The following is an 11,990-nucleotide window of genomic DNA, read 5'->3' as shown; positions in this document are numbered from 1 at the left end:
AGGTGGCGCGAGCTTGCGAAGCAAGTTCGCGACGGATGAGGGGGAGCCGCAGCGACGTCGTGCCATCGAGAGTCCCCCTCACCCGACTTCCACGCGCTTCGCGCGTTACAGTCGACCTCTCCCCGCAAGCGGGGCGAGGTAAGAAAGGGGCGAAGGCATCGTTCATCACGTCGCCTTCCTGATCTTAAAACTCGCCAGATATTCCTTCGGCTTCTCCGGATCGAAGGTCTTGCCCATCACCGCGAACGACTTGTAAGCGCTCGCCGGCGGGCTCAGCCCCATCTCCTTCATCACCTTGGCCGTATCGGTAGCGAGATAGATCTGTTCGGCGACGCCCTTGTAATCGACGTCGCCCTTGATCTGACCCCAGCGCTGCATCTGGGTCATCATCCAGACCGCGAAGGACTGCCACGGGAACGGATCGAAATCGACGCGCTTCGCATCACTCTTGATGCCGCCGAGACCATCCGCATAAGTGCCGGTCAGCACCTGCTCCAGCACCACCGGCGGCGCGTTGAGATAGGCGGCGGGCGCGATGGCTTCGGCGATCGACTTGCGGTTCTCCGCTTTTGAGGCATAGGCGGTGGCATTGACGATGGCGCGTGTCAGCGCGGCAAAGGAGTTCGGCGACGTGGTGATGAATTCGCGGCTCGCCGCAAACGAACAACAGGGATGCCCGTCCCAGATCTCCTTGGACAGGATGTGCATGAAGCCGACGCCGTCATAGATCGCGCGCTGGCAGATATTGTCGGGCGCCAAAAATCCATCGATATTGTCGGCGCGGAGGTTGGCGACCATTTCCGGCGGCGGCACCGAGCGCAGCTGCACATCGGTGTCGGGATCGATGCCGTGTTCGGCGAGATAGTAGCGCAAGAGATAGTTGTGCATCGAATAGTCGAACGGGATGGCGAGCTTGAAGCCCTTCCAGTCCTTCGGGTCGCGCTTATCCTTGTGCTTCATGGCGAGGGTAATGCCCTGGCCGTTGATGTTCTCGATCGCCGGCACGGTATAGGGGATCGGCTGCGAACCCAGACCCAGCGAGATCGCGATCGGCATCGGCGCCAGCATATGCGCGGCGTCGTATTCCTTGTTGATGGTCTTGTCGCGGATCACAGCCCAGCCGGCGGTCTTCACCACTTCGACATTGAGCCCCTGCTTCTTATAGAAGCCGAGCGGATCGGCCATGATGATCGGCGTCGCGCAGGTGATCGGGATGAAGCCGACCTTGAGGTCGGTCTTCTCGAGCTTGCCCGCGCCCTGCGCGAAGACTTCGGTCGCCGTCTTGATCGGGAAGAACTGCGATAGCGCCGCCAGCGCGCTGGACGCACCGACCGACTTCAGGAAGGCGCGGCGCGCGACGTCCTTCGGGAACACCGCACGCATCACCGCCGACGCGACGACGCCCTCGTAGCGCTTGGCCTCGGTCTCGGGAATGTCGCAGCTGAGCTGCAGCGTGGCTTCATGCTCGGATTGGCTCGCATGCTGGCCGCAGCTGCAGGCGCCGGCGCGCAAGCGGCGGGCGGGATCGAACGGATTGTCGAATGTGGACATGTGACCTCCTCGGTGACGCTGGGGTCATTTACGCAAGGAGTGTGCCAGCCCGGCGCACGCCGGAATGTCCAATCGCCGCAGGCATTTCGGTCCTTCATTGGCGATTACGAAAATTCGTGCTACACGAAAACTCGTAGCCTGATTACGATTTTTCGGAGTTTCGCCGATGGATTTGGCAACGGCCCAGCCGCATGATTTGCGAACCATCGCCTTCGATTATTCGGTCGAGCCCACGCTGCTGCTCGATCCCCATGCCGACCAGATCATCGACGCCAATCCGGCCGCATGTACCCTGCTCGGCTATGACCGCGCGCTGCTGCGCCAGATCAAGATCAGCGCGCTGCATGCGGGCCAGTTGCCCGCGCTGATCGTGTTCACGCAGGCGGTGCTGGCCAAGGGCTCGTACTGGACGAATTCACTGACGCCGCGCCACGCCACCGGCGAAGCGTTGCAGCTCGAATATGCGGGATCGCTGGTGCCGCAGGGCGAGCGCACCTTGCTGCTGCTCACCATGAGCGATCTCGAACAGCGCCGCCGCCGTCATGTCGATGCCGCCGCCGAGGATCACATGCGCGGCGGCATTGCCGCGTGGCAGCGGGTCGAGCGCGTGTTTCAGGACATCGAGCGCGAGAACCAGTTGATCCTGCGCGCCGCGGGCGAAGGCATCTACGGCGTCAATGCCGACGGCAAGACCACCTTCGTCAATCCCGCCGCCGAGCGCATGCTGGGCTGGACCGCCGATGAACTGGTCGGCCGTGAAATCCACCCGATCGTGCATCACAGCCATCACGACGGCAGCCACTATCCCGATCACGACTGCCCGATCTATGCCGCGTTTCGCGACGGCGCCGTGCACAATGTCGACAACGAGGTGTTCTGGCGCAAGGACGGCACCCCGGTCTGGGTCGAATACACGTCGACGCCGATCCGCGACCGCAGCATGGTGGTCGGCGCCGTGATCGTGTTTCGTGACGTCAGCCAGCGCCGCGAGGCGGATGAAAAACTCCATGCCGCATTGGCCGAAGTCGATCGCCTGCGCGAGCGTCTCGAACTCGAAAACGCCTATCTGCAGGAGGAAATCCGCATCGAGACCAATCCGCGCGGCATCATCGGCCAGAGCGAGGCGATCCAGAAAACGCTGCGGCAGGTCAAGCTGGTGGCCCCCACCACGGCAGCGGTGATGATCACGGGCGAGTCCGGCACCGGCAAGGAACTGATCGCGCGCGCGATCCACGAAGCGTCGGGCCGTCGCGACCGGCCGCTGATCCGCGTCAATTGCGCGGCGATCCCGCGCGAATTGTTCGAGAGCGAATTCTTCGGCCATGTCCGCGGCGCCTTCACCGGCGCGGTGCGCGACCGCATCGGCCGCTTCCAGCTGGCCGATGGCGGCACGCTGTTTCTCGACGAGGTCGGCGAGATCCCGCTGGAGCTGCAGGGCAAGCTGCTGCGCGTGTTGCAGGAAGGCAATTTCGAACGCGTCGGCGAGGAGCGCACGCGCTCCGTCGATGTCCGCGTCATCGCCGCCACCAACCGCAATCTGAAACAGGAAGTGGCGCGCGGACGGTTTCGCGAAGACCTGTATTTCCGGCTCAACGTCTTTCCCGTGGAGTCGGTGCCGCTGCGCGACCGCCGCGAGGACATCCCCCTGCTGGCGCAGCACTTCCTGCTCAGCGAGAAACTGAAATCGGATCTGCGGCTGTCCGAAGGCGATGCACGCCGGCTGTCGCGCTACGACTGGCCGGGCAATGTGCGCGAGCTGCAGAACGTCATCGAGCGCGCGGTGATCCTGGCGCAGAACGGACGGCTGCGGATCGACCTGCCGGATGCGCCCGGCCCGCACCATGCCGCAGGCGCGCATCGCGTGAAGTCCGACGCCCGGCCGGCGGTGATGACCTCAGCCGAGCTGCGCGATCACGAGCGCAGCAACATCCTCGCGGCGCTGCAGGCGACATCCGGCAAGGTGTTCGGCCCCGGCGGCGCGGCGGAGCTGCTCGACGTCAGGCCGACGACACTGGCTTCAAGGATGAAGGCGCTGGGGATTGAAGGTGCGCGCGGAAGAAACGGCGCGTAAGCCGCTACACACGCGTCATTCCGGGGCGCGCGGCAAAGCCGCGCGAACCCGGAATCCCGAGATAGTTGAAACTCCGATTGCAAAACACTCAGAGATTCCGGGTTCGCGTCCGGCTGACGCCGTCCACGCCCCGGAATGACGAGCCTAGTTTCGCGAAAACAGCGCGCTCGGCTCGCCGCCCCAGCCGTGACGGCAGCGGCCACAGCACCGCCGCTGCCGCGCCCCCGCTTGCATCTCCCGCAAATGGGTTTATATTCCACGGCATGCCATATCCCTTCGTCCCGCTCTACGACCCCAGGATCCGCGTCATCGATTCCTCCGCGGACTCGGTGGCGCGCATTCGCGTGCATCCGGATCCCGGACCGCCGCCGATGCCGGGCGGCCGCCCCAAGGGCTCGAAGCGGCTGCACACCAATGCGACACTGGCCGCGGTGCGCCGCCTGATCGAGGAGACCACGCTGAGCCACGCCCAGATCGCGGCGCGGACCGGCGTCAGCAAGCACAGCGTGATGCGCTGGGCGCGCGACGGCGGCTGGCAGCGTCACCCGTTCGCGCCGGTTGCCAGCGACAAGGTGCCGGCGGCCCGCGCCGGCCGCCGGTTGAAGCTGCGCGTGCTGAGAGAGAAGCTGCAGGCGCTGGCCGAGCGCTGCGTCACCGAGCTGTGGAACAGCCCCGCCGTCGATCTCGACCGGCTGATCCAGGCCATGCAGGTGGTGAAGATGGCGCGGCTGGAAGCCATGGGCAACCGGCGCCCGCGCCGCCACCCCGATGCGCCGGCGCGCACCGGGCAGGACTGGATCGACCGCGACACCGCGATCCACACGGCGCTGAAGGAGATGCGCCGCGGCGGCGTCGCTGTCGACCGCATCCCCGATGAAGCGATGGCCCTGCTGGAAGACGCGCATACGCCGCCGGAGCGGGACCACGCGGCGCTAAGGCCGAGGGGGCCGCGGCGGAGAGTGTAATAGAAGTAGAACTGAAAAGAGAGGTTTAAAGGCCGGTTGGCCATTCAGGCGACGGATGAATACTATCGACTTCGCGAATCTACGGGCTCTTTTCGATCTTCGTGCTCGGTCCTCTCAATTTTTTCCCTACCTATCTGTGGTGGTCATTTCTTATGTCTGACGCCAATAACGAACAGCTTCAACCTCCGCCGAGCTGGGAAAAGTTCGAAGAAATATGCGCCGACCTCTTTTCGCGCATCTGGGGTGACCCACAGCTCGTACGATACGGCCGCGACGGGCAACGGCAGAACGGCGTTGATATCCACGGCAAAGAAACTGGTGCCAACTCCGGGGTGCAATGCAAGGGGAAACGAGTTTGGCCTCCAACGAAACTCACCGTCGCTGAAATTAACTCCGAGGTCGAAAAAGCCAAAGAATTTCAACCCGCACTGAAGACTTACATTATAGCCACAACGGCAGAAAACGACGTTCATACCACGGACCGTGCGAATGCAATTTCAGCAGAGCACGAAAAGCAGGGGCTTTTCCGCGTCGTGGTCTTTGGATGGTCTGAGCTTGTCAGGCGGCTGTACGATTATCCTGATCTCCTAGCCAAGCATTTCAATGTTATTACGATACGGCAGATGCAACGCGAGATGCCAGACGCAGTTGCCGATCGCGTCGTTGAGAAACTTCAGCAGTCTAATCTCTCCGTCAGCATTCCCGGACCCGAGCAAGCCCCGCGCTCTCAACCGGGAGCGTTTGACGATAAGCTATCGGATGCGCTTGAACGTGATTTTGACAGTCGCTATCAGCGTGCATTCCAGCGCTCATTTTTTCCCGAGGTAGGACAGTCGCAAGAATTTATAACGCTTGCGACTGAGGTCCTTGAAGTGACCGGGCCTTCGCTATCGACTGACCTGCGACAGACAATTTTGTTTCGAGCTGCACGTTCTGCAGCCATCCAAGGCAGCACGAATGAGGCGCGTCGCTTTCTTGGCGCCGGGCAATCAATTCAAGGCTCTGTTTCGGACGCACCTGCACAGGCGCGCATAGCTGTTGCGGAAGGACGCGTAAACGACGCAATTCAGGGGCTAAGAGATATCCCAGAAGGCGAATCCCGCGCTGTTCTCTTCAACATCATTGCCGTAGAGCGCAGTGACGACGAGGCCCTGAAATGGCTGAATGATAGCGGGCTTTCGGTCTCTGATTTCAGTCCTCTTGGCGTTCTTAATATTTGCCAACTACACCTGCGCCGAACGGATTACGAGGCCGCTGCCCGTACGTTGGAGCAAGCGACCAACACTCAATTTTCTGAAGCCTCTTACCTTTATTTTCTACGTGGAGTTTTGAGATTTGCGCGGCTGCTTCCTGTGCCTGAGCGAGGCATTGCGCTTTCCGGTTTGCCTCTGGAAGTTCTAAATGCACGGCCTGTAGTAAGTGACGCCGAGGCAATATCGGCTCTTGATGAGGCGATTAACGATCTGAGACAGGTTCTTCCGCTTGCTTCAACGCTAGGCCTACGTCACGCTCCTCGCATAATCGAGTCTTATATTCTTTGGTGTGAGCTTGTTCATCCAACGCGAAGAGAAGCCGCGTTGGCACAGCTTCAAAGGGTTATGTCCGATAATACCTCGGCAGTCACCCGTGTTCAGTATGCTTTCGCTCATCTGCGTGACTTTGATCCTTCTGGTCTTGAAATTTATCTAGAGCAGCGCGACTCGTTCGGGGGGCTTTCCGATGATGAATTGCGAGCCGCAATCTCGATACGCCTTCATAAAAATGACGCGGCGGGGCTTGCTTCGCTTATCGCGGCCAAGCGCTCCCAAGTCGAAGCGTCGTTCGGAAAGGAAGGCGTTCTATGGCTCGAAGTTCAGGCGCTCGCCAAGAGCGGGGATGCCACCTCCGCTAACATCGTCTTTGAAAAGAACCACGATATTTTCGATGAGCGGCAACGTGCAGCCCTGCGAGCTGAAATCGCGAAAGCCGAAGGAGCCGATCCGGTCACTGAGCATCTTAAGCTGTACGAAGCGGAAAAAACACCGGAGGCTCTGCGGGCTCTTGTAGCCATCCTAGTTCAGAGAAAAGATCATATCGGTATTGCTAAATACGCTGAATTACTTTTTGCGGAAACGAAGGATTCTCAGGACCTCGTGGTAGCGGCGCAGGCAGCTAGCCGCGCGAAGGACGGAGATAATTTTGTCCGCTTGGTCGATACGCATCCGTTTCTGCTCGATCATGGCGTCGCGTTCTTGGTGAATTACGGATGGCAATTGGTCCGGCTCGGCCGATTGCGCGAGGCGAAGGCAATTACCGAGCGCATCGGGCAGAAGCATCCGTCGGAGCGGGACCTTCAACTGGAGACAATCATTGCAATCGAAACGGGAGAGTGGGAGTCGCTTGCTGGTCCGCTTTCGGCAGTGCTTGAACCAGCTCGAAATTCCAGTGCGCTAACTCTGATCAGAGCGGCACATCTCGCGCAAGCGTCGGGACAGGGTCATCTCATGGACCTCATTAACGCCGCTGTGACCAAGGGGCCAGATGATCCCGGCGTCCTTATGGGTGCTTATTATCTTTTTGTCGAAGAAGGCCTCGAAGAGCAGAGGGCGGAGGCCCATGAGTGGTTTCGAAAAGCACTTTCTCTCTCAGGGCCAGATGGTCCGATCCAAACCGTTCAGCTTAAGGAGCTTATCTCGAAGCAAACGGAATGGAACAAGCATACACGCAATATAACTGACAACGTTACTCGCGGCGATCTTCCTCTGTTCGTCGCAGCCGCAGGACTGCGCACCACCGTGGTAGATTTGGTGCTGCGTAATCTCATTCGTAATTCGTCGCTAATGGACGGGCGGCGGCGCTCCGCCATTCCACTATTTGCCGGGCGTCGCCTGCCAACAGCAACCGGCGCAATGAATTTAGTCGCGCTAGACGTCACCTCACTCCTTGTCTTGGGGTGGCTCGGTATTCTTCAGAAAGTTGTCGACAGTTTCGCGACCATCATTCTGCCCGCCGGCGTTCTATTTGAGCTTTTTGAAGGTCGTAGACGAATCCGTCAAACACAGCGGACGCGCCTCCAAAAGGCGAATGAAGTGCGCGACGCTATCGCCAAGGGGCAGTTAAAGGTATTGCGAACGCCGAGCCTCGCCCGCGATCCTTTGTCTACCGAAATTGGCGTCGAACTGAGTGCTCTTATCCGCGAAGCACGAGCCATTAATGGAATCGTTATCCGTTCTGCACCCGTTCATCAGATCGGCCAGGGAGAGCAGGCAGACGCCGATATGGCGCCCTACGCCGATGTTCTTTGCGATATGCACGGCCTTCTGAAGGCGTTGAGCGATCTCAATGTCCTCGATGAAGAGACCGAGAAGTCTGCGAAGCAATATTTCAATTTGCAGGACAAAGGGTGGGCGGCTCCAGTTATTCCAGAGCCGAGCCGCCCCCTCTTTTTAGATGGCCTGTCGCTCGTTTATTTACAGCATACCGGCCTATGGCGAACGTTTCTCGCGACATTCTCGACCATTTACATTCACGTTTCGACCGAAGAAGAGGCCAACGTTCTGATCGAGTACGATCACAGCGTAAATGACGTCATGCGGATAATTGATGATATTCGCAACGTTTTACGGCGCGCCAATTCGGCAGAGCGCGTCGTCTTTGGCCAAAAACGCACTGATGCAGGCGACGTCGATCAGGATACCGCTGAGTCGACAATAAGCTTGGTATCGAACCTTAAGGGCGCGGAAGCCGCCATCATTGATGATCGAGCCCTTAATAAAGAGCCGTTCATTACCGATGCATCCGGCCATCGCGCTCGTATGCTAACCACACTCGACATTCTTGAAGAGCTGCGGGCGAGGAACGCAATCACGCCAGATCAATACCGATCGCTGCGTTACCGCTTGCGAAGTGCAAGCGCTATGCTCGTGCCAGCAGATGCCGATGAAATCATGGCTGCCGCGCTTCGCAATCGCCAGAACGAAGCCCCGGAATTTCGCGCGATCCGCGATAGCTTCGACCTTGCGCGGCTGTCTGAGATGCCGCAGTTCCCGAGCGAGATGCGTTGGTTCATGAGCTACGTTCAGTCCATCAGAGCCGCAGTCACCCGGATTTGGAATAGTGAGCCCGATGAAGAGCGCTGCCGCATGTTGGCTTCCGCCATCTACGATCTTAGCCCGCCTCCTGAAGACTGGCTCGGGCGCTGGGGTGATGCGCCCCCGCCGAATTGGGTTATGGCTGTTCGTAGCGCCTTTATCAGCGGGTTTGCGTTTCCAGCCGAATTGGAAAAACACGAAAGAATTGCGCCATATCAGAAATGGTTCGAGGAGAACGTAATGTCCGAATTGCGAACGCTTTCTCCTGAAACGTATCAGCGGGTCATCGCGTATCTGCGCGATTTCTTGCGCCAGCCTTGGGAGGATAGAAATGAAAAAGGACCCAATTGATATTCCCCCTGATGAACTTGCCCGCCTTCGCGTTTCCTTTGGTCTTCGCCGCATGAGCCGTGAAGTGCAGAATGATGTGCTTTCAGAGGGTTCTCTTGCGACCGACTTGAATATCGAACTCTCAAGTCCAATCAGACTGCCGGATGGTATTACAATCGAGCGCCAAGTTCTATTTTCTGCCTTCCAAAAGACGGCCGATGGCGAAGTGATTACCGAACTGCCTGACGCCGAGGGAATTTCGCATGAGGTGAAAATCGAGATTGAAGCAGATAGCGCAGTTGTCACATACGCAAAGCACAGGGTGAATTTTGTTCAAGCTGCGCTGCTAACAAAAAATGTGGATCGTCGTCGTGCCTTGTGTGCCGATATTCTGAAAAACAAAACGCTGAATATACAGGCCCGCGCGGAATTTGAAGCTCTCGCAGAAAAGCGCGATTTTTCAGAGGATGATTTCTTTGCGGCGGGTGACCTTCTGGCAGGAGCGCCTGAGAATTTTATTGACGACTTACGGGAGGCTGCAACAACGGGAAGCCTTTCCATCGATAATTTTGTCCCGCCCAAGACGGCTCATTGGGAAAACGTCTCAGCCAAGCATCAATCGTCACAAACAATCGCCCAGTTCATCAGCGACGAACTCGCTGCGGAACGCCGTGCGCGCATCGCCGACGATCCGAGGGTTGCGATAGACACGATATCGCTCACCTTCGGTGCGCCGGAACTCGTTCCGCTGGAGATGTTTCGTGAAATAGACGCCTCGATACTCCTTGATTCCCTGAAGCGCCTAACAGACGTGCCTGATCCTTTCGCGCTCTGTGGCGCGCTCGATATATGTATTGACCGTGCTTCGGCGGATCAGCGCTTTTTAGAAGTAGGGGAGATCATTCTGGATAGGCTTGCCGGTGATCCCAAAAGGCTGCTTGGAGAACTCAATACTTTTGCTACCGCATTTGTTATCGCGACCGCGCATCTTGCCCAACATGAGGTGATGCGGCGGCTGCCGGTTTTTTGGCGCAGGCTTGCTGCTTTTTCTCATGCTTGTCTTGTCACAAGAGCTCTTGGGGCGAATGATACTGAGGATCATCCCTTGTTAAGTTGGGCCACGCGCTTATCAGGAAAGCAGTTTTATCTGTCCGTTCTTAACGAAGCGCATGTCGAACCTCGCTGGCGGCCAGATTGGGTGAGCCCCGGGTATTTGGCCGCAGATATTTACGGTAGAGTCTCGGCGTCTCTTCAAAAGCTTAGCGACGATATCGCGCCTGCGTGGCTTCAAAAACTGGAAAACGCAAAGCCTCTCTTAATCAAAGACGTTCCCCCGCTGGCTTACGCCTTCCCCGCCATCCCTCAAGGGGGATGGGTGCCACCCCCAGAGATGCCGTCATCTGAAACGCCGGTCGCTGAGATGTTCGCGGAATTCGCGGCTGATCCCAGCGTAAGCAATTTCTTGATGTATATACAGTTCGCTTATGTTTATGGCTTCCCGGTTGACGCGCGCGAGTCCGTGCTAAAAGTAATCCAGTCCCTGCGCAGTCAAATTGCCACGACAGAACCCGAGCATGTGCAAGCCGCCCTCGAATTAGCGGCATTCATTGCCGCTCGCAATCGTGATGCAGAAATAGCTGAGGCTGTAGCGACTGTTGCTATCGAACGGCTGGTAGGAACACAGAATATCGACAGGATTTTGCCAACCGTTACCGTGATCCTCCAATGCGCCGCAGCTGAAGTTGATCGAAAGGAAGCGATTGCCGCGCTTGCTCAGCGTTTAGAAAATTTATCATTTGTAGCTCCAGCTGATGCGCTACCCGAAGTTCTGGATATCCTCCGTATACTGCAGAGTCTGAACGAAGAGCTTGCGCCATTATTGGGACGGGCTATTGCCACGGCGCGATTGGGCATCCCTCGGGTTGCGGCGGTAACAAACTAGCTCGTGATGCTGCTCCCAAACAACCCGTTCAACTCCCCGCCCTTTGCACCCTGCGCGAAGGCCGTGAACGCCCCCTGCCCCGCGATCTCCTGCGCTGCCCCCATGAATCCCGCCCAAGCCACGCGCGCCAGTGCGCCGCCGACGCTGATACGGCGGACGCCGAGGCTTGCCAGATGCTGCACGGTCATGGTCGGCTGCACGGTCAGGACATTGAGCGGCTTGCCGCCGATCGCCTTCACCAGCGTGGTGATCTCCTCGTCTGTGGCCACGCCCGGCGCATAGAGGCAATCGGCGCCGGCGTCCGCGAAGGCGACGAGCCGTGCCGTGGTCTTCGTCAGGTCGCGCTCGCCATGCAGAAAACCTTCGCAGCGCGCGACCAGCATCACCGCGGGATCGACGCTGTCGATGGCGGCGCGGGCGGCCTTGATGCGCTCAACGGCGAGATGGTCGTCATAGAGCGGCTTGTCCGCCTTGCCGGTGGAGTTCTCGATGGACAGGCCGGCAATGCCGCTCTTCACCGCGCGGGCGACATTGGCGGCGACGCCTGCGGGGTCATCGGCGAAGCCGGCCTCGAAATCGGCATTGACAGGCAGATCGGTGGCGGCGGAGAGCAGCGCGAGATGTTCGATGACATCGTCTGCGGTGACCTTGTTGTCAGGACGGCCGGTGGACCAGGCGTAGCCGGCTGACGTCGAGGCCAGCGCCTTGAAGCCGAGATGCGCGAGATAGCGGGCGCTGCCGACATCCCAGGGATTGGGCAGCACGAAGCAGCCGGTCTCGTGGAGCTTGCGGAAGTTGGCGCGCTTCTCGGCGGTGGAGATGGTCATGGTGCCTCCCGGGTTTGGAGCGCCGCGTTGGTCGCGGCTGGTCTCCGTATTCTAGCCCGGGACAAGCGTTTCACCACGCTGTCATTCCGGGGCGGGGCCGGCGCCGCAGGCGACGGGACCGAACCCGGAATCTCAGCATGGGAGTCTCCGGGGAGCCAAGCCACTCCGGGATTCCGGGTTCGCGTGCGAAGACGCACGCGCCCCGGAATGACGAGATACGCCGCGGCGAGCGCC

Annotated in this window: 6 protein-coding genes; 4 read left to right on the top strand and 2 right to left on the bottom strand. The window is 59.2% G+C overall.

Features of this window, described 5'->3' with window-relative positions:
- Positions 1–165: 165 nt before the first annotated feature.
- The gene (locus tag AB8A33_RS07960) at positions 166–1,551 is read right to left on the bottom strand and encodes a CmpA/NrtA family ABC transporter substrate-binding protein (protein WP_439092260.1); all 1,386 of its coding nucleotides are present in this window, start codon (positions 1,549–1,551) and stop codon (positions 166–168) included.
- 166 nt (positions 1,552–1,717) lie between these two features.
- Here AB8A33_RS07960 and AB8A33_RS07955 point away from each other — a divergent pair, with 166 nt between their 5' ends.
- The 4 genes from AB8A33_RS07955 to AB8A33_RS07940 all read left to right on the top strand — a co-directional run bounded on the left by AB8A33_RS07955 (position 1,718) and on the right by AB8A33_RS07940 (position 10,929).
- Positions 1,718–3,622, top strand: a complete 1,905-nt coding sequence (locus AB8A33_RS07955; RefSeq protein WP_439092259.1) for a sigma 54-interacting transcriptional regulator — start codon at positions 1,718–1,720, stop codon at positions 3,620–3,622.
- A 263-nt stretch (positions 3,623–3,885) separates the two neighbouring features.
- Entirely contained in the window at positions 3,886–4,587 is a 702-nt protein-coding gene (locus tag AB8A33_RS07950; protein WP_439092258.1) for a hypothetical protein, read from the top strand.
- A 152-nt stretch (positions 4,588–4,739) separates the two neighbouring features.
- Positions 4,740–9,008: an HTH domain-containing protein gene (locus AB8A33_RS07945; protein WP_439092257.1), complete on the top strand. Its 4,269-nt coding sequence runs from the start codon at positions 4,740–4,742 to the stop codon at positions 9,006–9,008.
- A complete protein-coding gene (locus AB8A33_RS07940) occupies positions 8,989–10,929 on the top strand; it encodes a hypothetical protein (RefSeq protein ID WP_439092256.1) in 1,941 nt (646 codons plus the stop codon). Before AB8A33_RS07945 ends, AB8A33_RS07940 begins: the two co-directional genes overlap by 20 nt.
- Here AB8A33_RS07940 and AB8A33_RS07935 read toward each other — a convergent pair.
- Complete coding sequence (locus AB8A33_RS07935; RefSeq protein WP_439092255.1) at positions 10,926–11,756, bottom strand: isocitrate lyase/PEP mutase family protein; 831 nt, start codon at positions 11,754–11,756, stop codon at positions 10,926–10,928. The two genes, AB8A33_RS07940 and AB8A33_RS07935, sit on opposite strands and share 4 nt — an antisense overlap.
- Positions 11,757–11,990 lie beyond the last annotated feature (234 nt).

This window comes from Tardiphaga sp. 813_E8_N1_3 (assembly GCF_051811025.1).
Classification (GTDB): Bacteria; Pseudomonadota; Alphaproteobacteria; order Rhizobiales; family Xanthobacteraceae; genus Tardiphaga.
The sequence above is the reverse complement of the archived record's forward strand: the minus strand, read 5'-3'. Positions and strand labels throughout refer to the sequence as shown.

What these genes read in the sequence shown, in the direction of transcription:
- AB8A33_RS07940 (WP_439092256.1), top strand. Translation starts at nt 8,989, where the DNA reads ATGAAAAAGGACCCAATTGATATTCCCCCTGATGAACTTGCCCGCCTT.
- AB8A33_RS07960 (WP_439092260.1), bottom strand. Translation starts at nt 1,551, where the DNA reads ATGTCCACATTCGACAATCCGTTCGATCCCGCCCGCCGCTTGCGCGCC.
- AB8A33_RS07935 (WP_439092255.1), bottom strand. Translation starts at nt 11,756, where the DNA reads ATGACCATCTCCACCGCCGAGAAGCGCGCCAACTTCCGCAAGCTCCAC.
- AB8A33_RS07950 (WP_439092258.1), top strand. Translation starts at nt 3,886, where the DNA reads ATGCCATATCCCTTCGTCCCGCTCTACGACCCCAGGATCCGCGTCATC.
- AB8A33_RS07955 (WP_439092259.1), top strand. Translation starts at nt 1,718, where the DNA reads ATGGATTTGGCAACGGCCCAGCCGCATGATTTGCGAACCATCGCCTTC.
- AB8A33_RS07945 (WP_439092257.1), top strand. Translation starts at nt 4,740, where the DNA reads ATGTCTGACGCCAATAACGAACAGCTTCAACCTCCGCCGAGCTGGGAA.